Source organism: Xanthobacter sp. AM11, from assembly GCF_047444035.1.
GTDB lineage: Bacteria > Pseudomonadota > Alphaproteobacteria > Rhizobiales > Xanthobacteraceae > Xanthobacter.
The window spans coordinates 1,742,350-1,764,190 of the sequence record NZ_JBLAOA010000001.1 but is presented as its reverse complement, the minus strand read 5'-3'; the positions used below and the strand labels follow the sequence as shown (position 1 = coordinate 1,764,190).

The window sequence follows — 21,841 nt, the reverse complement described above, 5'->3', positions numbered from 1 at the left end:
GCGCCGCCTCAGGCCGCCGCGCGCAGGGGCGCATCGGCGCCGGCCAGCCGGCGCTGCACGGCGGTGGGCGCGCGCTCCTCCGGCACGGCGCACAGGCCCAGCCGCACCGCCAGCGCACCGAGGCGCGGCGCCGCGGTGGCCACCGTGAACGGCACCGCCAGCACATAGCCCGCAAGCACCGGCGCCGCCCACACCAGCAGCAGCGGCGACACCGCCGCCAGCGCCGCCGCCACCGCCAGGCCGAACACCGTCTGCGGCCAGAAGGCGGCCGCCGCGCTGCGCCAGGACACGCCATGCCCGTCCCGCGCCTGCACCCGCCAGCCGGAGCGCGCCCGGCCCAGCAGCAGGCGGCCCATCTCCAGCGTCACCGCCATGGCGGTGATGGCGCCGAGCAGGAAGGAAAACACCGTCTCCACCGCCACCGACACGGCAAAGCGCCCCGCCCCGCCATAGCCGGCGACGCCGCCCCGCGTCAGCGCCACATCGGCCACGCCGGCCAGCTTCGGCGCCAGCGCCAGCGCCAGCATGGCCCCGTAGAGCCCCGCCGCAAGGCCGGCCGGATAATCCGCCGCCTGCCCCGCCTCCAAAGCGGCGAGGGGCAGCACCGCCAGCAGCAGCACATGTGCCGGCACCGTCACGAACATGAGGATGGCCCACACCAGCTGGAACCGGCTCATGGCCGGCAGGCCAGCGGCGAAGCCCGGCAGGGCGAGCAGCCGCAGATATTGCAGGTTGCCCAGGCACCAGCGCAGATCCCGCCCGACGAAATCGGTGGCGGCCGGCGGGTTCTCCTCGTAGCTCTGGGATTCCACCGGCAACACCCGCACCTCGTAGCCGGCCCGGCGCATCAGCACCGCCTCCACCTGGTCGTGGGAGAGGATGGGTCCGCCCAGCGGCGGCGCGCCGGGCAAGTGCGGCAGGTGGCAGAAGTCGCGGAACGGGGCGATGCGCACCAGCGCATTGTGCCCCCAGAACGGCCCGCAATCCCCCGCCCACCAGGTGGCCCCCAGGGTGTAGCAGCGCATGCCGTGGCGCATGCCGAACTGGAAGATGCGCGCGAATGCGCTGCGGGCCGGCAGGCCCACCACCAGGCTCTGCAGGATGCCGAGGCGCGGGTGGGCGGCCATGATGCCGGCCATCTTCAGGATGGTCTTGGCCCCCATCAGGCTGTCGGCATCCAGCGGCAGCATGAAATCGTAGCGCGCGCCGGCGGTGCGGCAGAAATCGCGGATGTTGCCGGCCTTGAAGTCCGTATTCTCCGGCCGGCGGCGATAGAAGATGCGCTCTCGCCCCTCCTGCGCGCGCCAGGCCGCCACCCCCGCCGCCTCCGCCGCGGCGATCTGCGGGCACGAGGTGTCGCTGAGCACGTGAAAATCGAACAGCGCCCCCTGCCCGCTGGCGTCGAGGTCCGCCTTCACCGCCCTCAGGCGGGCGAGGGCGCGGGCCGGGTCTTCGTTGCGCACGGTCATGAGCACGGCGGTGCGGGCCGAAAGCGGCCCCTGCTCCGGCGGTGGCACCAGGAAGGGGGCCGCCGCCTCCACCCCGCCGCGGCGCGCGTGCAGCAGCACCAGGCCCACCGCGGCATTCCAGAAGCCGATGGCATTCCAGGGCGTGATGGCAAGGGCGCACAGCACCAGCGCGGCGTCGGCCGCGGAAAAGCCGCCAGAAGCGCCAAGCCGGATCACCGCCGCCAGAACCGCCGCCAGGGTTACGGCGTTGGCCACCAGCATGAACAGCCGGCGCCGCCGCAGCCCTCCCAGAGACTGCAGGATTGCGGGCGTGACGTCGGCGGGGGCCAGGGGCGTGGACGAAGCGGGATGCGGCGGTGGACCGGCCCTCGAAGACATGCATAGCTCCCGGTGTCGCCGGCACCCCGCCGGGGCGCCTCGAGCCCTATACGAAAGCGAAGGCATGACCGCCCGCGATGCGTCAATATGTCTCGACCCGGTAAATGCGCAGGCCCTGTGGTACATGGCTGCGGGCACCGCGGCGCTGCGGCCCGAGCGTCTGCCCGCCCCGGACGACGCCATGGCCTGCGTGACCACCCTGTGGAGCGCAATCAGCCGCGGTACCGAGCGCCTCGTGTTCGCCGGGCTGAACGATCCCGTCCATGGCGCGCGGATGCGCGCGCCCATGCAGGAGGGCGACTTTCCGTTCCCGGTGAAATACGGCTATTGCGCCGTCGGCCGGGTGGAGCGTGGCCCGGCGGGGCTGGAAGGCCGCATGGTGTTCGCCCTCGCCCCGCACCAGGACCGTTTCCTCGCCCCCGCCGATCGCCTGGTGCCCCTGCCCGAAGGGCTGCCGCCGCGGCGGGCCACCCTGGCGGCCAACATGGAAACCGCCCTCAATGCGGTCTGGGACGGCGCGGCCGGTCCCGGCGACCGCATCGTGGTGGTGGGCGCCGGGCTGGTGGGGCTGCTGGTGGCCCGGCTGTGCGCCCGCCTGCCCGGAGCGCAGGTGACCGCGGTGGACTGCGACCCGGCCCGTGCCGCGACGGCGGCGGCCCTCGGCGTCGCCTTCGCCCCCACGGCGGAAGGCCTGGCCGATGCCGATCTGGTGTTCCACGCCTCGGGCACCGGGGCGGGCCTGGAGAGCGCCATCGGCTGCTGCGGCGAGGAAGGCCGGGTGGTGGAGATGAGCTGGTATGGCGACCGGCGGGTGGAAATCGGCCTCGGCGGTGCCTTCCACCACCGGCGGCTGCAGATCGTCTCCTCCCAGGTGGGCATGGTGAGCCCCGCCCGGCGCCCGCGCTGGAGCCACCGGCGCCGGCTGGAAGCCGCCCTCGCCCTCCTCGCCGACCCCCGGCTCGACGCCCTCATCACCGAAGAGGTGGCATTTGCTGATCTGCCGCAGGCGCTGCCCCGTATCCTCGCTGCCGGCGCGCAGGGCATCGCCACCGTGGTGCGATACCCGGAACAAGGCGTGTTCCGCGCCGCGCCCATTTGCGCTACCAGCGGGTAACCGGCAGGGGAGAAGGCCATGTATGCGGTGGAAGTGCGGGACCACATCATGATCGCCCACAGCTTCCGGGGCGCGCTGTTCGGCCCGGCCCAGGCGCTGCACGGCGCCACCTTCGTGGTGGACGTGGCCTTCTTTCGCGCCGAGCTGACGGACGAGGGCGTGGTGGTGGACATCGCCCGCGCCCACGAGGCGCTGAAGGGGGTGCTCGGCCCCCTCAATTACCGCAACCTCGACGACCTGCCCGAATTCGCCGGCCGCAACACCACCACGGAAGTGCTGTGCCGCCATGTGTTCGATCGCATGGCCGCGGCGGCGCGCGCCGGTGCGCTGGGGGCGGGCAGCGAGGCGCTGGCCCGCATCCGGGTGATGCTGCACGAATCCCACGTGGCGCGGGCCTGGTACGAAGCCCCCCTCGAAGGTGCCGCCGGCCCCGGCGCCCGCGTGCAGGTGCAGGCGTGAGCCGGCCCCTGCGGGTCGCCTTCGTTCATCCCGGCGACATCGGAACACCGAGCGGCGGCTATGCCTATGACCGCCGGATGATCGCGGAGCTGTCCGCCGCCGGGCTCGAAATCGCCGCGCTGCGGCTCGACGGCGGCTTTCCCGTCCCGACGCCCGCGCAAGTTGCCGCGGCCCTTGAAACCCTCGCCGCCACGGCGCCGGGCACGGTGCTGCTGGCCGACGGGCTCGCCCTGGGCGCCTTGCCGGCGGCGGGGCTCGCCGGCATCGGCCGCCCCCTCGTCGCCCTGTGCCACCATCCCCTGGCGCTGGAGACCGGGCTTGATCCGCAGCTGGCGCAGCAATTGTGGGAGAGCGAGCGGGCGGCGCTCAGCGTCTGCGACGCCATCATCGCCATCAGCCCCGAGACCTGGCGCATGCTGCGGGAGCGCTACGACGTGCCCGCGCACCGGATGACGCTGGCGGTGCCCGGCACCGAGCCCGCCGCCCGGGTGCCAGCCGACGCAGAGCCGCCCCGCCTCGTCGCCGTGGGCTCGTTGACCCCGCGCAAGGGCTATGACGTGCTGCTGGACGCCCTGGCCCTCTTGGACGATCTCGCCTTCAGCCTCGCCATCGTCGGCACCCCCGACCTCGACCCGGCCACCGCGGCAAGGATCGCCCGCCGCGTCGCCGCATGGCCGCGGGACAATATCCGCCTTCTGGGGCGGCTCGATGCCGCCGCGCTGGAACGCGCCTATGCGCAGGCCGACATCATGGTGCATCCGGCCCTCTATGAGGGCTACGGCATGGTGCTGGCGGAAGCCATCCGCCGCGGCCTGCCGGTGGTCTGCACCACCGGCGGCGCGGCGGGGGAGACGGTGCCGGACGGAGCCGGGCTGAAGGTGCCGCCGGGCGATGCCCCGGCCCTCGCCGCCGCGCTGCGCCGCCTGATCACCGACCGGGAGCTGCGCCGCAGCCTCGCCGACGGCGCCTTCGCCGCCGGGCAGGCGCTGCCATCCTGGGCCGATACCGCCGCCACCATCCGCCGTGTGCTCGAACGGGTGGCGGCTTGAGCGCCACCCCTGCCCCCGCCGCCACCTTCTCCGCCGGCTGGCTGGCCCTGCGCGAAGCGGCGGACCACCGCGCCCGCAATGGCGCGCTGGAGGCGGAACTGGCCCGCCATCTCGCCGGCCAGAAGGTGGTGCGCATCGTCGATCTGGGCGCCGGCACCGGCTCCAGCCTGCGCGCCCTCGCCCCGCGCCTCGGCCCGCGCCAGCACTGGACGCTGCTGGACCATGACGGCGCCCTGGAAGGCCCGGCGCGGGCGCAGCTGGCGGCGTTCGCGCAGGGCTGGCGCGCTGAGGGACAGGCCCTGGTGCTGGCCCTTCCCGGCCGCGAGGTGACGGTTGAATTCGCCCGCGCCGACCTTGCCGCCGATCCCGCCGCGCCCCTGGCCCACCGGCCGCAGCTGGTGACGGCCTCGGCCTTCTACGATCTGGTGTCGGCCCATTGGTGCGGGCGGTTCGCCGCGGCGCTGGCGGGCAGCGGCGTGCTCGTCCACGGGGCGCTCACCTGCGACGGGCGGGACAGCTGGACCCCGCAGCACCCGGCGGACGCGGCCATCGCCGCCGGCTTCCGCGCCCACCAGGCCACCGACAAGGGCTTCGGCCCCGCCGCCGGGCCGGACGCGGCCGCCATCCTCGCCGCGGCGCTGGACCAGGCGGGCTATGGGGTGAGCTGCGCCGAAAGCCCGTGGCGGCTGGGGCCGCAGGACGGCGCCCTGATGGCGCAGCTTGCCGCCGGCACCGCCGAGGCCGCGCGCGCGGCCGGGCATGTGGATGGCACCACCGCCGACGACTGGGCGCAAGCGCGGGCCGGCGCGCAGGCCTGCATCATCGGCCACCTGGACCTTCTGGCCGTGCCGAAGGGCTGAGGCCCGGACCTAGCTACCACCCGGGCGGCGGGGGCGAAGGTCGCCCCCCGCCCCGGCTCAGCCGGCCGGCGGGCGCTTCACCGCTCCAGACCGGCGATGGCCCTTGCGAACTCGGCGGCGGTGAAGGGCTGGAGATCCTCCGCCGCCTCGCCCACGCCGATGAGGTGCACCGGCAGCTTGTGCCTGGCGGCGATGGCCACGAGGATGCCGCCGCGCGCCGTGCCGTCCAGCTTGGTCATGACAAGGCCGGTGACCCCGGCGATGCGGGTGAAGGCCTCCACCTGCGAGAGGGCGTTCTGGCCCACGGTGGCGTCCAGCACCAGGAGCACCGCATGGGGGGCGGTGGGCTCCAGCTTGCGGATGACGCGCACCACCTTTTCCAGCTCTGCCATCAGCTCGGCGCGGTTCTGCAGGCGGCCGGCGGTGTCCACCATCAAAATGTCGGCGCCCGCCGCGCGCGCCTCGTTCAGGGCGTCGTGGGCGACGCCCGCCGCATCCGCCCCCTGCTCGCGGGCGATGACGGTGGCGCCGGTGCGGGCGCCCCACACCTTCAGTTGCTCGATGGCGGCGGCGCGGAAGGTATCGCCGGCGGCCAGCACCACCTTGCGCCCCTCGCCCACCCATTGCGACGCGAGCTTGCCGATGGTGGTGGTCTTGCCCGATCCGTTCACCCCCACCATGAGCACCACGAAGGGCCGGGCGGCGGCATCCACCACCAGCGGCCGGGCCACCGGGGCAAGGATGGCCTCCACCTCGGCGGCAATCAGGCCCTTCACCTCGCTGGGCTCGATCATCTTGTCGTGCCGGCCCTTGGCCACCGCCGCGACGATGCGGGCCGCCGTCTCGGTGCCGAGATCGGCGCGGATCAGGATGTCCTCCAGGTCCTCCAGCGTCTCGGCGTCGAGCTTGCGCTTGGTGACCAGATCGGTGATGCCCTGGCCGAGGCTGGAGGCGGTGCGCGCGAGGCCGGAGGCCAGGCGGCTCCAGAAGCCTTTCGCCACCGGCGCCGGTGCCGGCTCCGCTGCGGCGGGGGCGGGAACTTCGGGGGCGGGAACTTCGGGAACCGGCGCCTCGGGCGCGGGCGGAAGCTCCGCCGGCGGTTCGGCCTCGGGCGCCACGGCGATTTCGGCGGGGACCTCCATAACGGCAGGCGCGGCCTCGGCCGGCGGCGGTTCCGGCGCGGCGGCATCGCCAGGAGCGGGGGTATCGCCAGGAACGGCGGCCGGATCGGCAGGCGCCGCCGGGCCCGGGTCCTCGGCGCCGCCGGCGAGCCAGCCCCAGAAGCCGCGCTTCTTCTTCGGGGCGTCCGCCGGGCGGTCGCGGTTCGGGTCCCTGGGGTCCTTGGGGTCCTCTTGGCTCATGGGGTGCCTGCCGTTCCTGAAAGAGGGGTCACGCCGCGATCAGCCGCGCACCGTCGTGCCCGGCGATGCGCAGCGGCGCAAGGGTGCCGCGCTCGGCCGGGCGCTGCAGGCGCACCGGCGTGAAATGCTCCGTGTGGCCACGCCCGCCGGCTTCCACCAGAACGGCGCGGCGCTGCCCCACCTGCGCGGCGAGGTGCCGGCGCAGCAGCTCCGCCCCGGTTTCGCGCAGGCGCTGCGCGCGCGCCGCCACGCAGGCGGGGGCGAGCTGCGGCATGCGCGCCGCCGCCGTGCCCGGGCGGGCCGAAAAGGGGAAGACATGCAGGAAGGCCAGCCCCGCCTCCTCCACGAAGGCGCGGGTGGCGCGGGCCTGCGCCTCGGTCTCGGTGGGAAAGCCGGCGATGATGTCCGCCCCCAGCACCACATCCGGCCGCGCCCGGCGCAGATCGGCGATGAAGGCCAGCGCCTGCGCCCGCGAATGCCGGCGCTTCATGCGCTTCAGGATGAGGTCGTCGCCGGCCTGGAGGGAGAGGTGGAGGTGGGGCATCAGCCGTTCCTCCTGCGCCAGCGCCCGCATCAGCTCGGCATCCGCCTCCACTGCGTCGATGGAGGACAGGCGCAGCCGCGGCAGGTCCGGCACGCCGCGCAGCACCGCCGTGACCAGCCGGCCGAGGCTGGGCGTGCCGGGCAAATCGGCGCCATAGGCGGTGAGGTCCACGCCGGTGAGCACCACCTCGCGGTGGCCGCCTTCCACCAGCCGGCGCACCTGCGCCACCACGCCGCCCATGGGCACGGAGCGCGAGCGGCCCCGGCCGAAGGGGATGATGCAGAAGGTGCAGCGGTGGTCGCAGCCGTTCTGCACCTCCACGAAGGCGCGGGTGTGGCCCTCGAAGCGGTCGGCAAGGTGCGGGGTGGCCTCGCGCACCGCCATGATGTCCTGGAGGCGCACCTTCTCCTGCGCCCCGAGGCCGAAATCCAGCGCGGCGCGGGCGCCGGCCCAGGTGGCGGGGTCGGCCTTGCCGGCATTGCCCAGCACCAGGTCCACCTCCGCCATGCGGGCGAAGGTTTCGGGCTCGGTCTGCGCGGCGCAGCCGGTGACCACGATGCGCAGGCCGGGGTCGTCCCGCCGCGCGCGGCGGATGGCCTGGCGGGCCTGGCGCACCGCTTCCGCCGTGACGGCGCAGGTATTCACCACCAGGGTTCGCTCCAGCCCCGCGGCGGCGGCGGCGCGGGTGAGGGCGTCGCCTTCCAGCGCATTGAGCCGGCAGCCGAAGCTGAGGGCGCGCGCCGGGCCGGCCGGCGCGCCGTCGGTTCGCCCGTCCCCGGCCGGGGCCGCCGCCATCAGGCGGCCTCCTCCAGCATGGCGGCGGTGAGGGTGCCGGAAAATTCGTGCGTCACCGGGCCGGTCATGAGCACGTGGGAATCATCCTCGCGCCACTTGATGTCGAGGTCGCCGCCCGGCAGCGTCACCGTCACGGCGCGGCCGGTGCGGTGGGTGGCGGCGGCGGCCACGGCGGTGGCGCAGGCGGCGGTGCCGCAGGCGCGGGTGCGCCCGGCGCCGCGCTCCCACACCTGCAGCAGGATGTGCGCGGGCGCGAGCAGGCTGGCGAAGGAGATGTTGGCGCGCTCGGGAAACAGGGGGTGGCGCTCCAGCGCCGCGCCGAGCCCCGCCACGTCCATGGCGCCGGCATCCTCCACGAAGAAGACCGCATGGGGATTGCCCATGGAGAGCAGGCAGGCCGCCCCCAGCCCCTCGAAGCCGGGGAGGAAGACGGCGCGGGTGTCGCCCACGTCGCGGGCAAGGGGAATGTCCCGCCAGGCGAAGCGCGGCGGGCCCATGTCCACCCGCACCCGGCCATCGGGCAGCACCAGGCATTCCAGCAGGCCGGCCTCGCTCTCGAAGCGCACGTGCGGATTGCCGGTGGCCTGCGCCTCCAGCGCGGCGATGCAGCGGGTGCCGTTGCCGCAGGCGGAGGAGAAGGAGCCGTCGGAATTGAGGATGCGCACGAAGGCCCGCGTGTCCGGCTGGCGCGGCGGATAAAGCACCATGGCCTGGTCGAACGGCAGCACGCCGGGACGCGCCAGCGCCCGCGCCGCGGCGGGCGGCACCTCCACCGGGTCGGCGCGCAGGTCCAGCACGAGAATTTCGTTGCCGAGGCCGTTCATCTTCACGAAGGGGCGATGGGCGAGCGGGTTCATCGGCGGCAGGTTCTTCGGTGGCGGGCGAAACGCCCCGGGGTGGTGTGTGCCCCGGGAGGCCTTCGCCCCGGATGTTCTTTGGCCCCGGATGCGGAGCCGCGGCGGGCGCGCGGACGCGCCGCTCTATATGGCGCCGATCCGCCCCGCGCGCCACCCCCGCCCCGGCCCCGGCGGCACCGGGGGATGGGGCGCAAACCGCCGCAAACCCGTCCCACTGCCGCCTTCCTGGTGCGGAAGAACATGCTAGAGATGACACCATCGCTGCGGCGGTGCATCGGAGGAGGGGACATGTCCGGGTTGCGGTGGGGAAGCCCGAAAGGGGAGCGCGCGGCGCTCCTGCGGGCCGCTTTGGCGTCTTTCGGCCTGCTGGCGCTCCATCCCGCGTGGGCCCAGCCGGCACCCGCTCCTGCGCCTCCCGCCGCCGCGGCCCCCGCGCCCGCCCCGGCCCAAACGCCCGCCCAGTCTCCCGCCGCCCCCGCGGGCGCTGCCGAGCCGCTGGAACCAAAGGGCGTGGGCACCGTTCGTGTCACGCCGGACAAGCCCTTCGCCGGGGAGGAGATCACCCTGTCGCCCGTCCCCGTGCTCACGCTTTCGGGCAACGCCTCGTGGGAGGAGGCCTACGACAAGCTGGTGGCCACCCAGAAGCAGGTGGAGGCGGAGCTGAAGCGGCTCGGCCTCACACGCACGGGGAATGTGTTCGTCGTCTACACCACCGGCGACGACCTGGGCTTCGACTATGAAGTGCAGGTACCGTTTTCCGGCACCACCACCCAGAAGCCGCAGGGTGGCATGAAGCTCAGCGGGTCGCACGCGGGCAAGGCGCTGAAGTTCACCCATAACGGCTCGTTCGCCGACATGGACAACACCTACGAGCAGATCGCCAACTATCTCGACGACAAGAACGTGGAGCAGAACGAGCTCTACATCGAGCAGTACCGCACCGATCTCGCCACCGCCGCCCCCGAGGCGCTGGTGATCGATATCCTGGTGCCGGTGCCGTAGCGCGCCGGCCCGCAAGGACCGGATGGCAGGTGCGGCAGCTCCGCACCGGGGGAAGCAGTGCCTGGATCGCACGCAGGGGTGCGGCGCAGGGTTAGGAGAGCCTGATGGCAGGTTTATCAGTAGCGACATGCGTGAGAGGTCGCGCGGGGAACTGGTCCCGCGTGGCCGTGGCGGCCGTCTTCGGCTGGTCCACAGCGGTCTATCCGGTGCTCGCACAGACCCCGCCGGCGGCGCCGCCGGCCCAGAGCGCCCCGCCCGAGCAGCCCCCGGTGCCGCCCGCGCCGCAAACCGCGCCGCAGGCTGCGCCCGCCCCCGCGGCCGGCCAGGCAGCCCCCGGCCAGACTCCCGCCGGCCAGCCCGCGCCCGCCGCCGCACAGGCGGGGCCGGGAATGGACGGCCCGGCCTACACCCTCACCGAGCTTGAATATATCCTCGGCCCGGTGGCGCTCTATCCCGATCCGCTGCTGGCGGTCATGTTCCCGGCCACCCTGTTCCCCGAGCAGTTGGTGGACGCCTACAACTGGATCGAGGCCAACCCGCGCCTGGTGCAGGCCCGCAACTTCGCCGAGGTGGACGCCAAGGCCTGGGATTCGTCGGTGAAGGCGCTGGCGCGCTTCCCGGACGTGGTGCGCATGCTTCACGACCACATGGAATGGGCCGAATCCATCGGCCTGGCCTTCGCCACCCAGCCGCAGGACGTGTCCACCACCATCCAGATGCTGCGTGCCAAGGCCGAGAGCGTCGGCAACCTGAAGACCACCGAGCAGCAGGTGGTGACCACCCGCGAGGAAGGCGGCCAGCGCACCATCTATATCGCGCCGGCCAATCCCGAGCGCATCTACGTTCCCACCTACGACAGCTCCACCGTCTTCACCACCGTCGCCACCGGCGCCCTTCTGTTCGGCACCGCGGTACTGGTGGGCTCGGCCTGGAACAACAATTGGGGCTGGAACAACCGGGGCTGGAACTCGGTGTGGGTCGTGCCGCCCCGCTGGAACCGCCCGCCCCACTGGGGCTGGGGTCCCGGCACGCGTCCGCCGGCATGGGGACCCGGACCGTGGCGTCCCGGCCCGCCGCCCGGCGGCGTGCGTCCGCCCGGCGCCCGTCCGCCCGGCGCCGGCTGGCCCAACCGTCCCGGTGGACCCGGTGGCCCGGGCCGTCCCGGCGGTCCCGGTGGCCCGGGCGGGCCTGGTGGGCCCGGCATCGGCCTTCCGGGTGGCCCCGGCGGCCCCGGCGGGCCGGGCCGTCCCGGTGGTCCCGGTGGCCCGGGTCGTCCGGGTGGTCCCGGCGGCATCGGCCAGCCTGGTGGCCCCGGTGGGCCGGGTGGTCCCGGTCGTCCGGGTGGGCCCGGCGTCGGCCAGCCTGGTGCGCCCGGCGGGCCCGGTGGCCCGGGTCGTCCCGGTGGTCCCGGTGGTCCCGGTGTCGGCCAGCCCGGCACGCCCGGTGGTCCCGGCGCGGGGCAGCGCCCCGGTGCCGGCAACCGGCCGCAGGGGCAGCGTCCGAACGCGGGGCAGAACCGCCCCGGCTCGGGCAACCGCCCCAATGCGCAGAACACGCGCAACCGTGCCCAGCAGGCCCGGCCCCAGCAGCGCGCCCGGCCCCAGCAGCAGGCCCGGCCCAAGCAGCAGGCCCGGCCGCAGCAGCGGGCGCGACCGCAGCAGCGGGCTCAGCCCCAGCGTGGGAACCGCGGGAACCGCTGACCCCATCCGACGCCGCCACGGCCTTGCGCCGGCGGCGTCCCTGCAAAGCCGAGGCCCGCCGCGACAGCTGCGGGCTTCCCCTTTTCCGTGACCGGACGGCCGGCGCCGGCCGCGTCGCCGCACAGGGAAGCCGGCACCACTTCCCTTCTCCGCGCGAATCTCCTTCACTAGGGTCCAGCCGCGCGCCGGGCGGCATATGTTTCCGGCGCAGCGGCGGGACTTGGCCGACCCCATCGCGGAGGGACCCATGCCGCGACTGTTCACCGCCATCGAGATCCCCCGCGAAGTGGGGACCGGCCTGTCGTTGCTGCGCGGCGGCCTGTCCGGCGCCCGCTGGATCGACCCGGAGAACTACCACGTGACCCTGCGCTTCGTGGGCGACGTGGACGACGCCACCGGGCGCGACATCATGCTGATGCTGGGCCAGGTGCGCCGCCCCGCCTTCGATCTCATGCTGGACGGGCTCGACCAGTTCGGCGGCCACAAGCCCCGCGCCGTGTTCGCCGCCGTCCGGTCCAACCCCGCCCTCATGGAGCTGCACGCCGAGCAGGAACGGCTGATGCAGCGGCTCGGCCTCGGCGCCGAGGGGCGCAACTACAAGCCCCACGTCACCCTCGCCCGGCTGCGCGACGCCTCTTCCCGGCAGGTGGCCGATTATCTGGCGACCCGGGGGCCCTATCGCAGCCCCAGCTTCAAGGTGCCGCGCTTCGTCCTGTTCTCCTCACGCGATTCCGTGGGCGGCGGCCCCTATCTGGTGGAAGCCGCCTACCCCTTGCTGTGAGGCGGCCCCGCCCGCCTTGCGGGCCGAAGAACCCTGAGAAGCGCGGCCTTGCGGGCCGCTTGGGCACTTCCCATCTCATGGCCATGAGCACCACGTCCACCGCCGGCCCCGCCTCGCCCGAAACGGAGGGGCTTTCCCAATCGGAGCGCGCCCAGGCCGCCCGCGACGAAGAGAGCGTGCGCCGCGGCTTCTGGCGCAAGCTGCAGGGCACGGCGGCGCGCATTCCCTTCGCGCAGGAGGCCACCGCCTCCTATTACGCCGCCCTCGACCGCGAGACGCCCCTGAAGGTGCGCGCGACGCTGCTGGGTGCCCTTGCCTATTTCGTGCTGCCGGTGGATTTCGCGCCGGACCTCTTTCCCCTCGTCGGCTTCACCGACGATGCGGCGGTGCTGATGGCGGCCATGCGCCTGCTCTCCAGCCACGTGCACCCGCGCCACCATGCGGCGGCCCGCGACGCGCTGGAGCAACTGCGCCACGGCCGCGACTGAGGCCGAGGGTCCGCGCGCGCCATCACCCGGTGGTGAGCACCACCTTGCCCTTCACCCGGCGGCCGGCGATCTCGCCGAGGGCCTCGGCGCAGCGCTCCAGTGGGAAGGTGGCATCCACATGGGCGGAAATCCGCCCGTCCCGGGCATGGCCCATCAATTCGCCGATGGCGTCGCGCAGCCATGCGGGATTGCTGCGCGCCTGCGCGCCGAAGGCGATGCCCCGCGCATCGCAATTCTTCAGCAACAAAAGGTTGAGCGGAATCTTGGGAATCTCGCCCGCGGCGAAGCCCACCACCAGAAAGCGGCCGAGGTTGCCGAGGGCGCGCAGCGCCTGCTCCGCCATCTCGCCCCCCACCGGGTCGTAGACCACATCGAGGCCGGCCTGGCCGCCGAACGCCTTCAGCGCCCCCTTCAGGTCGCCTTGCGCATAGTCGAAGCCGGCGTCGGCGCCATGGGCCATGGCGAAGGCCACCTTTTCGGGAGAGGAGGCGCAGGCGAGGATGCGCGCGCCCATGATGCGCCCCAGCTCCACCGCCGCCAGCCCCACGCCGCCCGCGGCGCCGAGCACCGCAAGGCTCTCGCCCGGCTTCAGTTCGCCGCGCTCGCGCAGGGCATAGAGAGCGGTGCCGTAGGTGACGATGAGCCCCGCGGCCTTCACCAGGTCGAGGTCGTCCGGCACCCGGGCGAGAAATTCGGCCGCCACCGCCACCCGCTGGCGCGCCGCGCCGGAAGTGACATAGCCGCACACCCGCTCGCCCACGGCGAAGCCCTCCACACCGGCCCCCAGCGCCGCCACATGGCCGGAAAATTCCGCGCCGGGGGAGAAGGGCAGCGGCGGCTTCACCTGGTAGAGATCGCGGATGATGAGCGTGTCGGAGAAATTGAGGCCCACCGCCGCAATCTCCACCACCACCTGCCCCGGGCCGGGGGCCGGTTCCGGCAGGTCGTGGATCTCCAGGGCCTCCGGCGGGGCGTGGCGCACGCACATGACCGCTTTCATCGAGCTGCCTTCTCACTGTTGGGGTGCGAATGACCAAAAATTAACCTTATCGGCACGCGGCTGCCGGTCCATATTGTCGCCCGCAGGCGCAAGGGGGCGGCCGCAAGGCGCGCCTAGTGCCCTGTACCCGAAGGTTCCTTTCCCCGCAAAAGCGTGCAGAAACAGGAAATCGCCCCGCAGGATTGACCCTGCGCATTGAGCGGAGCGGAGCGTTTGGTTTAGGAAAACGCAAGACCTGCCCGCCATTTTTTTGACCGCCTGCGCCGTTAGGCGACGCAGTGCCAGCTACGCCGTTGCGGGCCCGCCGCCGAAGCCGGACCCCGCCAGGGCGTAACCCCTGACGGGCACGTTCGTCCCGGAGGGTAGAAGGAGAATGCATGTTCGGCCGGCCTGCGCTGCAGGCAGACGGGCGCGCACTCCAGGGCCCCAGTGAATAGGAGAAGCCATGACGCTTCATCATGTCCATCCGATGCTCCTGGGCGTGTTCCTCGCCTGCTCCGTCGCGGTCCCCGCGGCCGCCCAGGGACAGCCCCAGTCGCGCTCGGTGGCGCAGTTCGGGGACTGGAGCGTCTACGTCTCCACCGCCAGCCCGAAGGTGTGCTACGCCATCTCCCAGCCGAAGAGCCGCGCGCCCGAGGGGCTGAAGCGTGACCCGGCCTATTTCTTCGTCTCCACCCGCCCGGGCGAGAATGTGAAGAATGAGGTGACCATCACCGTCGGCTTTCCCCTGAAGGAAGGCTCCGACGCGACGCTCACCGTGGGCTCCATGAGCCTCCAGCTCTACACCAAGAACGAGGGCGCCTGGGTGCGCAACGTGGCGGACGAGGCCAGGCTCGTGGACGCCATGCGCAAGGGACGGGACCTCACCGTGGTCTCCACCTCCCTGCGCGGCAACCCGACCACCGACAAATACTCCCTGAGCGGCATCGGCCAGGCCCTCGACCGGGTGGCGCAGGAGTGCAAGTGACCGCCTGAGAGGGTGACCACCTGAGCGTGACCGCCTGAGCGTGCGCCTGAGGCAGCCCCTCCGACGCCGCCGGCCGGGGCCTCCGCCTGAAACCGCATTCCGCCCGTGCACCCGCGCCGGCGGATGCGGGGACGAACGCACCCGCCGGGGGTCAGCGCGCCCGGCGGGACTGCCCCGCAAATCTCCCCGTGGCAAGCCGGCGCACAAGGCATTATGTGTCATGCCATGATGCCGACGCCCGAACCCGCCTCCGATCCTGCCCCGCGCCCCCACCCCGGCCCGGCGCCCGCCGCCGCGCGCTCCTCCCTGGTGGGGCTCGACCGGGAGCGGCTCGGCGCGGCCCTTGATGCCATCGGCGTGAGGGGCTCCGAGCGGCGGATGCGGATCAACCAGCTCTGGCACTGGATCTATCTGCGCGGCGCCACCGACTTTGCGGAGATGACCAACGTCTCCAAGCACCTGCGTGCCGACCTTGAGGCCGCCTACACGCTGGCGCGGCCGGAAATCGTGCTGGAGCAGGTGTCGCAGGACGGCACCCGCAAATGGCTGCTGCGCTTCCCCGCCGATCTGCCCGGCGAGAAGCCCCACGACATCGAGACCGTCTACATCCCCGAGAGCGACCGGGGCACCCTGTGCGTGTCCTCCCAGGTGGGTTGCACCCTCAACTGCTCCTTCTGCCACACCGGCACCCAGCGCCTGGTGCGCAACCTCACGGCCGCCGAGATCGTGGCCCAGGTGATGGTGGCCCGCGACCGTCTGGGCGACTATCCCGGGCGCGACCGCGCGGTGGGGCCGGGCCTGCCCACGGAAGGCGACCGGCTCGTCACCAACATCGTCTTCATGGGCATGGGCGAGCCGCTCTATGCCTATGACAGCGTGGCGGAGGCCATCGAGATCCTGTCGGATGGCGACGGCCTCGGCCTCGGCAAGCGGCGCATCACCGTGTCCACCTCCGGCGTGGTGCCGGAGATCGGCCGCCTCGGCGCCGAGGTGGGTCCCATGCTGGCCATCTCGCTGCACGCGGTGCGCGACGACCTGCGCGACGTGCTGGTGCCCATCAACAAAAAGTATCCCATCAAGGAATTGATGGAGGCCTGCCGCACCTATCCGGCCGCCTCCAACGCCAAGCGCATCACCTTCGAATATGTGATGCTGAAGGGGGTGAACGACAGCCCCGCCGACGCCAGGGCGCTGGTGAAGCTCTTGGAAGGGGTGCCGGCCAAGATCAACCTCATCCCGTTCAATCCCTGGCCGGGCACGCAATATGAGTGCTCCGACTGGGAAACCATCGAGCGCTTCTCGGACATCGTGTTCCGCGCCGGCTATGCGAGCCCGGTGCGCACGCCGCGCGGGCGCGACATCCTCGCCGCCTGCGGCCAGCTGAAGAGCGAGAGCGAGAAGCTCACCGCCCGCGAGCGCCTCGCCTACCGCGCCATGATGGCCCAGGAGGACTAGAGCCTGATCCGATCAGGTTGAATCAACCTGATCGGTGAATCGCCCTCTAACTTCAGGATAGAGCACGCGCCTCCCACCGGGGAACCGCGCCGCGGTGCGGGCCCGGGCCGCCCCGCCTCAGCGGCCGATTTCCAGCGGCGGCACGGTGCGGTCGATGGGGAAGGACTTCATCGCCTTGGCGTCGAGGTCCAGCCTGGAGATGTCGATCACCTGCCGGGCGGGATTGTCGTAGATGACGAAGTGGTAGCGCCCGCCCTTGAGGTCGGCCGCCACGATCCACTCGGTGGTTTCGTAGCCGGAGACGCCGCCGCCGGCCGCCGACCCCGCGCTGGTCACCACGGCGCCCGGCGGAATGTCGAAATTGTTGAGGATGTGGAAGGCGGTGGTGACGCCGGCCGCGCCATTGGGTGCCTTCGGGGCGTTGCGGGTGAACAGGAACGCCCGCACGAAGCGCGAGGGCGAGAGCATGTCGCCTGGCAGTCCGTGCAGGCCGCCGCCGGTGCTCGGCGTGCCGAGGGTGAGCCCGCCCACCTGGATCGGCTTCGGCTCGACCGGCGAGAGGTTCACATACTGGCCGAGATTGGCGATCTGCCAGTCGAAGGTCGGCGCATTGGTGAGCACGGTGGTGGGGTTGTCGTGCAGGGTCAGCACGCCGCCCACATATTCCACCACCAGGCTGGCGCCGCTGGCGTCGTGCAGGGTCATGTGCACCGGCACCGGCATCTTGAACACCGACTGGGGTGCGCGGTTCACCTTGATCTTGGGCAGGGCCGCCTTCACCTCCGCCACGGTGGCGAAGCTGGTGAGCACGTAGGTGAGCATCTCGAACGAGGCGATGGAGGTCTTCGCCTCGCCGGGCGCCACTTCCTGGAAGCCGGCGACCCCCGGCAGATAGAGCATGCCGCCGGCCAGGCCCTTCTCGTTCATGCCGTCGATCAACACCGGCAGGCCAAGGCCGTTGAGGCCGACCGCGCCGTAGCGGGTGGTCCAGGGCAGACCTGTGCCCGCCTCGCCCGTGGGGCCGGTGCCGGTGATGGCGAGGTTGCGCGGGATCACCAGCGCCTGCGACTGGAACGGCAGGCTGAATTCCATGGTGCGGCCATAGACGAAGCCGCCGTCCGTCGTCCCCAGCAGGAACGAGGTGCAGGCCGCGGCCGGGCCGGAAAAAACGATCGGCGCCGCCAGAACGGCGGAGCAGACGGCGGCACACATACGCTTCAGCTGCTTTTTCATGGGCGTGTCGCTTCCGTTTGACCCTGCACCCGCTCCTTGTCGCAGCTTCTCGCGCGGCATGGAGCGATGCCGTTGCAATTTTCGTGGGACCCCACCATGCGGCGTCCGGCGGGCACTTGAGGAACCGGCCCGATTCCGATCACATGGCGATGCTAGAGCGCGATCCGCTCAAATTGAAACAATTTGAGCGGATCGGCGCGTGCTCTAGAGACTGTGTGATCCGAACCGAAGCGCGCTGCGGCTTGTGGCGCAAAGGGGGGTGTCGTGCTGGACCATGTAGGGATCTCGGTGAACGACGTGGCGCGCTCGCGCGCCTTCTACCTGGCCGCGCTGGCGCCCCTGGGCTATGGCATCGTGATGGAGATCAGCCCGCCCGGCGGTCATTCCTACATCGGCTTCGGCGCGGGCAAGCCGGACTTCTGGATCGGCGATGCGCCGACCTCCACCGGCCACCTGCACATCGCCTTCGCGGCCAAGGACCGCGCGGCAGTGGACGCCTTCTATGCCGCCGCCATCGCCGCCGGGGGACGCGACAATGGCGCGCCGGCGCTGCGGCCCCATTACCACCCCGATTATTACGGGGCCTTCGTATTCGACCCCGACGGGCTCAACGTGGAAGCCGTCTGCCACCTGCCGGAGTGACGGGACGACAATGGACAACCTCGCCCGCCTGCTGCTGCGCTTCCTTTTGGTTCCCCTGGGTTATCTGGCGGCGGTGATCGCCGCGGCGGTGGTGATCCTGGCGGGGGAATGGCGCATCGGCACCCTGTTCGAGACGACGCAGCCGGACGAGGCGGCGGTGGGCGTCTTCGTGGCCATCGTCACGGCGGTGACGGTGCTGGTGGTGCTGCTCTCGCTCATGTGGCTGGTGGCGGCGGTGGGCATCCTGTTCTCGGAGCTGTTCGCCGTGCGCTCCTGGATGTTCCACGCCGCCAACGGCGTGGTCTCGGCCTGGATCGGCGCCCAGCTCCTCGCCCCGTCGCAGACCGCGCCGGGCGTGGCCTCGGACCCGTTCTACGTGATCGCCGCGGGGCTGGCGGCCGGGCTCACCTACTGGCTGGTGGCCGGCTCCACCGCCGGCTTCTTCAAGCCCATCCTGCGCCCGCCGGCGGAGCGCGCGCGACACCAGCCGCTGCCGGCGCCCCATGCGGCACCCGGTCCGGGCCAACTGCCGCAGCCGGGCGCCCAACCGGGCCCGCCGCCCCCTTCGCCGTGAGCCGCCGGCGCCCGCCCCCGCCGAACAATCCTTTGATTCTCGGCCCCATTGCCGCTAAGGCTCGCCACCGAGCGCAAACACCATGACCCAGCCCCTTCCCCCGCCCTCCCTCGCCGACCTGCGGGCCGAAATCGACCGCATCGACGCGGCCATGCACCGCCTCCTGATGGAGCGCAGCGAGATCATCGACCGTCTCGTGGCGGTGAAGCGCGCCGCGGGCTCCGAGGGCTCCGCCTTCCGCCCCGCCCGCGAGGCCGACATGATGCGCCGCCTGGTGGAGCGCCATCACGGCCTTTTGCCCCTCGACACGGTGGAGAGCATCTGGCGCGTCATCATCGCCACCTTCACCTATGTGCAGGCGCCTTATGCGGTGCATGCCGACCTCGCCGTGGGCGAGCCGGCCATGCGCGACAGCGCCCGCTTCCATTTCGGCTTCACCGTGCCGTTCGTGCCCCACATGGGCGCGCGCGGGGTGATCGACGCTGTGGCCCTCTCCACCGGCGACCTCGGCCTCATCGCCGCCGCGCCCTCGCCCTCGGGCGGCGATCCGTGGTGGACGGCGCTGGAGGCGGCCGGCGCCCCCAAGATCATCGCCCGCCTGCCGTTCGTGGAGCGGGCGGACCACCCCGCCGGCCTGCCGGTGTTCGTGGTGTCCCACCCCATCAACGACGCGGCGGTGCGCGAGGTGCGCGTCTATTCCCTGCGCGTGACGGGATGGAGCGCCGCCGCCGGCCGCGCCATCCCCGCCTGCGCCGAGGTGGTGGTGGCCCCCGACGAGGCCCTCGACGGCGCCGCGCTTCTCGTCTCCCTGCCCCCCGGCCATGCGGTGGAGAAAATCACCGCCGCCCTCGCGGAGGCCGGTGCCGGCATCCGCGCGCTCACCGAGGTGGGCAGCCACGCCGCCCTCTACCGGGTGAGCACCGCAGGATAGGGGCACAGGCGGCCGCCGGACGGCCGCGACCTTGGATTTCTGGAGTAGCGTCAATGTCCGCCATGCCGAAAGACCCCACCCCGGCCGAGGAACGCCCAGCCGGCGGCCGCCCCGAGCCCCGGCCCGGCGTGCTCGCCATCGAGGCCTATGTCCCCGGCAAGAGCCACGCGCCCGGGGTGGAGAAGGTCTTCAAGCTCTCCTCCAACGAAACCCCCCTCGGCCCGAGCGAGAAGGCGGTTGCCGCCTTCACCGCCGCCGGCCGCCGGCTGGAGGATTATCCCGACGGCTCCGCCACCGTGCTGCGCGAGGCCATCGCCAAGGCCTATGGGCTCGACCCCGCCCGCATCATCTGCGGCGCCGGCTCCGACGAGATCCTGAACCTCGTGGCCCACACCTATGTGGGGCCCGGCGACGAGGCCATCTTCAGCGCCCACGGCTTCCTCGTCTACAAGATCGCCACCCTCGCCGCCGGCGGCACCCCCGTGGTGGCGCCCGAGCGCGAGCTGACGGCCGACGTGGACGCCATACTGGCGCGGGTGACGGCGCGCACGCGCCTCGTCTTCCTCGCCAACCCCAACAACCCCACCGGCACCTACCTGCCGTTCGACGAGGTGAAGCGCCTGCATGCGGGGCTTCCCGCCCACGTGCTGCTGGTGCTGGATGCGGCCTATGCGGAATATGTGCGCCGCAACGACTACGAGACCGGGCTGGAACTGGCGCTGACCGCCGAGAATGTGCTGATGACCCGCACCTTCTCCAAGATCCATGGCCTTGCGGCCCTGCGCATCGGCTGGGCGGTGGGGCCCGCCCCTGTGATCGACGCCATGAACCGCATCCGCGGCCCGTTCAACATGAACACCCCGGCGCTGCTGGCCGGCGCCGCCGCCATTGCCGATGCGGCCCATGTGGAGAAGGCGGTGGCCCACAATGCCCAGTGGCTGCCCTGGCTCACCACCCGCATCGAGGGGCTGGGGCTGAAGGTGACGCCCTCGGTGGCCAATTTCCTGCTCATCCATTTTCCCGATACCCCCGGCCGCACCGCGAAGGAGGCGGACGTCTTCCTCACGCGCCGCGGCCTGGTGCTGCGGATGGTGGCCTCCTACGGCCTGCCCAACAGCCTGCGCCTGACGGTGGGCTCCGAGGAGGCCAACCGGCTGGTGGTGGAGGCCCTCGCCGCCTTCATGGCGGGAAGCGCCGGGGATTCTGCCGGGAGCCCTGCAAAGTGATCCGCCCCCTGGTTCCCCGCCTCGCCGTCATCGGGGCGGGCCTCATCGGCTCCTCCCTCGCCCGCGCGGCGCGGGAGAAGCATCTGGCCGGCACCCTGGCGGTGGCCGATGCGGACCCCGCCGTGTGCGAGCGGGTGCGCGCCCTCGGCTTCGCCGATCTGGTCACCGAAAGCGCGGCGCAGGCGGCGCAGGATGCCGACATCGTGGTGGTCTGCGTGCCGGTGGGCGCCTCCGGCGCGGTGGCGGCGCAGGTGGGCCCGCAGCTGAAGCCGGGCGCCATCCTCTCCGACGTGGGCTCGGTGAAGGGCGCGGTGCTGGAGGCCATGTCGCCTTACGTGCCGGCCCATGCCCATCTGGTGCCGGCGCACCCGGTGGCGGGCACGGAATTTTCCGGCCCCGACGCCGGCTTCGCCAGCCTGTTCGAAAACCGCTGGTGCATCGTGACGCCGCCGGAGGGGGCCGATGCCGCCGCCGTGGCGCGCATCGTCGGCCTGTGGCGCGCCGCCGGGGCCAATGTGGAAACCATGAGCGCGCAGCACCACGATCTGGTGCTGGCCATCACCAGCCACGTGCCCCACCTCATCGCCTACAACATCGTGGGCACGGCGGCGCACCTGGAGGAGACGCTGACCTCCGAGGTGATCAAATTCTCCGCCGGCGGCTTCCGCGACTTCACCCGCATCGCCGCGTCCGACCCCACCATGTGGCGCGACGTGTTCCTCTACAATCGCGAGGCGGTGCTGGAGATGCTGGGCCGCTTCACCGAGGACCTGACCGCCCTGCAGCGCGCCATCCGCTATGGCGACGGGGACACGCTGTTCGAGCATTTCAGCCGCACCCGCGCCATCCGCCGCTCCATCATCGAGCAGGGCCAGGAAACCGCCGCCCCCGATTTCGGCCGGCGCGCGGCGGAAAAGCCGAAGCACGAGGACAGCTGAGGGGGGCGCCGCGAGGCC

The 21,841-nt window shown here is 72.5% G+C and carries 21 protein-coding genes; 15 read left to right on the top strand and 6 right to left on the bottom strand.

Annotated elements, in window-relative coordinates; all coding sequences use genetic code 11:
- Positions 1-8: 8 nt before the first annotated feature.
- Positions 9-1,847: a glucans biosynthesis glucosyltransferase MdoH gene (gene mdoH, locus ACI7BZ_RS08175; protein ID WP_414116663.1), complete on the bottom strand. Its 1,839-nt coding sequence runs from the start codon at positions 1,845-1,847 to the stop codon at positions 9-11.
- Positions 1,848-1,911: 64 nt separating this feature from the next.
- Between mdoH and ACI7BZ_RS08170 the strand changes: the two genes are divergently transcribed.
- From ACI7BZ_RS08170 to ACI7BZ_RS08155, 4 genes are read left to right on the top strand one after another with little or no spacing between them, the layout of a single operon-like run.
- Positions 1,912-2,961: a zinc-dependent alcohol dehydrogenase gene (locus ACI7BZ_RS08170; protein ID WP_414116661.1), complete on the top strand. Its 1,050-nt coding sequence runs from the start codon at positions 1,912-1,914 to the stop codon at positions 2,959-2,961.
- Between the two features lie 18 nt (positions 2,962-2,979).
- Positions 2,980-3,420: a 6-pyruvoyl trahydropterin synthase family protein gene (locus ACI7BZ_RS08165; protein ID WP_414116660.1), complete on the top strand. Its 441-nt coding sequence runs from the start codon at positions 2,980-2,982 to the stop codon at positions 3,418-3,420.
- Positions 3,417-4,469: a glycosyltransferase family 4 protein gene (locus ACI7BZ_RS08160; RefSeq protein ID WP_414116659.1), complete on the top strand. Its 1,053-nt coding sequence runs from the start codon at positions 3,417-3,419 to the stop codon at positions 4,467-4,469. Before ACI7BZ_RS08165 ends, ACI7BZ_RS08160 begins: the two co-directional genes overlap by 4 nt.
- Positions 4,466-5,329, top strand: a complete 864-nt coding sequence (locus tag ACI7BZ_RS08155) for an SAM-dependent methyltransferase (RefSeq protein ID WP_414116658.1) — start codon at positions 4,466-4,468, stop codon at positions 5,327-5,329. Before ACI7BZ_RS08160 ends, ACI7BZ_RS08155 begins: the two co-directional genes overlap by 4 nt.
- A gap of 77 nt (positions 5,330-5,406) precedes the next feature.
- Here the strand turns inward: ACI7BZ_RS08155 and ftsY are convergent, their stop codons facing one another.
- The 3 genes from ftsY to dapF are packed head-to-tail and all read right to left on the bottom strand — an operon-like array spanning position 5,407 to position 8,886.
- Positions 5,407-6,690, bottom strand: coding sequence for a signal recognition particle-docking protein FtsY (gene ftsY, locus ACI7BZ_RS08150; protein ID WP_414116656.1), 1,284 nt, complete (start codon positions 6,688-6,690; stop codon positions 5,407-5,409).
- Positions 6,691-6,718: 28 nt separating this feature from the next.
- Positions 6,719-8,029, bottom strand: a complete 1,311-nt coding sequence (gene mtaB, locus ACI7BZ_RS08145; RefSeq protein ID WP_414116655.1) for a tRNA (N(6)-L-threonylcarbamoyladenosine(37)-C(2))-methylthiotransferase MtaB — start codon at positions 8,027-8,029, stop codon at positions 6,719-6,721.
- Positions 8,029-8,886, bottom strand: coding sequence for a diaminopimelate epimerase (dapF, locus tag ACI7BZ_RS08140; protein ID WP_414116654.1), 858 nt, complete (start codon positions 8,884-8,886; stop codon positions 8,029-8,031). The genes mtaB and dapF overlap by 1 nt, the downstream gene beginning before the upstream one ends.
- A gap of 510 nt (positions 8,887-9,396) precedes the next feature.
- Here dapF and ACI7BZ_RS08135 point away from each other — a divergent pair.
- The 4 genes from ACI7BZ_RS08135 (at position 9,397) to ACI7BZ_RS08120 (ending at position 12,857) form a co-directional block, all read left to right on the top strand.
- Positions 9,397-9,888 (top strand): GyrI-like domain-containing protein, encoded by a 492-nt coding sequence (locus ACI7BZ_RS08135; protein ID WP_414116653.1) that lies wholly within the window; start codon positions 9,397-9,399, stop codon positions 9,886-9,888.
- A 161-nt stretch (positions 9,889-10,049) separates the two neighbouring features.
- Positions 10,050-11,588, top strand: coding sequence for a DUF3300 domain-containing protein (locus ACI7BZ_RS08130; RefSeq protein WP_414116652.1), 1,539 nt, complete (start codon positions 10,050-10,052; stop codon positions 11,586-11,588).
- A 247-nt stretch (positions 11,589-11,835) separates the two neighbouring features.
- On the top strand, positions 11,836-12,369 hold the full coding sequence (gene thpR / locus ACI7BZ_RS08125) for an RNA 2',3'-cyclic phosphodiesterase (protein WP_414116651.1): 534 nt from the start codon (positions 11,836-11,838) through the stop codon (positions 12,367-12,369).
- 83 nt (positions 12,370-12,452) lie between these two features.
- Positions 12,453-12,857 (top strand): YkvA family protein, encoded by a 405-nt coding sequence (locus ACI7BZ_RS08120; protein ID WP_414116650.1) that lies wholly within the window; start codon positions 12,453-12,455, stop codon positions 12,855-12,857.
- A 22-nt stretch (positions 12,858-12,879) separates the two neighbouring features.
- On the opposite strand, the gene ACI7BZ_RS08115 is transcribed toward ACI7BZ_RS08120, so the two are convergent.
- Positions 12,880-13,857: an NADPH:quinone oxidoreductase family protein gene (locus ACI7BZ_RS08115; protein ID WP_414116649.1), complete on the bottom strand. Its 978-nt coding sequence runs from the start codon at positions 13,855-13,857 to the stop codon at positions 12,880-12,882.
- A gap of 445 nt (positions 13,858-14,302) precedes the next feature.
- On the opposite strand from ACI7BZ_RS08115, the gene ACI7BZ_RS08110 reads away from it, so the two are divergent.
- Positions 14,303-14,824 (top strand): invasion associated locus B family protein, encoded by a 522-nt coding sequence (locus tag ACI7BZ_RS08110; RefSeq protein WP_414116648.1) that lies wholly within the window; start codon positions 14,303-14,305, stop codon positions 14,822-14,824.
- 225 nt (positions 14,825-15,049) lie between these two features.
- Positions 15,050-16,279, top strand: a complete 1,230-nt coding sequence (rlmN, locus tag ACI7BZ_RS08105) for a dual-specificity RNA methyltransferase RlmN (RefSeq protein ID WP_414116647.1) — start codon at positions 15,050-15,052, stop codon at positions 16,277-16,279.
- A 117-nt stretch (positions 16,280-16,396) separates the two neighbouring features.
- Here rlmN and ACI7BZ_RS08100 read toward each other — a convergent pair whose 3' ends face one another.
- A complete protein-coding gene (locus ACI7BZ_RS08100) occupies positions 16,397-17,512 on the bottom strand; it encodes a linear amide C-N hydrolase (RefSeq protein ID WP_414116646.1) in 1,116 nt (371 codons plus the stop codon).
- 264 nt (positions 17,513-17,776) lie between these two features.
- Between ACI7BZ_RS08100 and ACI7BZ_RS08095 the strand changes: the two genes are divergently transcribed.
- The 5 genes from ACI7BZ_RS08095 (at position 17,777) to ACI7BZ_RS08075 (ending at position 21,823) form a co-directional block, all read left to right on the top strand.
- Complete coding sequence (locus tag ACI7BZ_RS08095; protein WP_414116645.1) at positions 17,777-18,154, top strand: VOC family protein; 378 nt, start codon at positions 17,777-17,779, stop codon at positions 18,152-18,154.
- A 10-nt stretch (positions 18,155-18,164) separates the two neighbouring features.
- Positions 18,165-18,728 (top strand): hypothetical protein, encoded by a 564-nt coding sequence (locus ACI7BZ_RS08090; RefSeq protein WP_414116643.1) that lies wholly within the window; start codon positions 18,165-18,167, stop codon positions 18,726-18,728.
- Between the two features lie 82 nt (positions 18,729-18,810).
- Positions 18,811-19,659, top strand: a complete 849-nt coding sequence (locus ACI7BZ_RS08085; protein WP_414116642.1) for a chorismate mutase — start codon at positions 18,811-18,813, stop codon at positions 19,657-19,659.
- 53 nt (positions 19,660-19,712) lie between these two features.
- The gene (gene hisC, locus ACI7BZ_RS08080; protein ID WP_414116641.1) at positions 19,713-20,885 is read left to right on the top strand and encodes a histidinol-phosphate transaminase; all 1,173 of its coding nucleotides are present in this window, start codon (positions 19,713-19,715) and stop codon (positions 20,883-20,885) included.
- Entirely contained in the window at positions 20,882-21,823 is a 942-nt protein-coding gene (locus tag ACI7BZ_RS08075; protein ID WP_414116640.1) for a prephenate/arogenate dehydrogenase family protein, read from the top strand. The genes hisC and ACI7BZ_RS08075 overlap by 4 nt, the downstream gene beginning before the upstream one ends.
- Positions 21,824-21,841 lie beyond the last annotated feature (18 nt).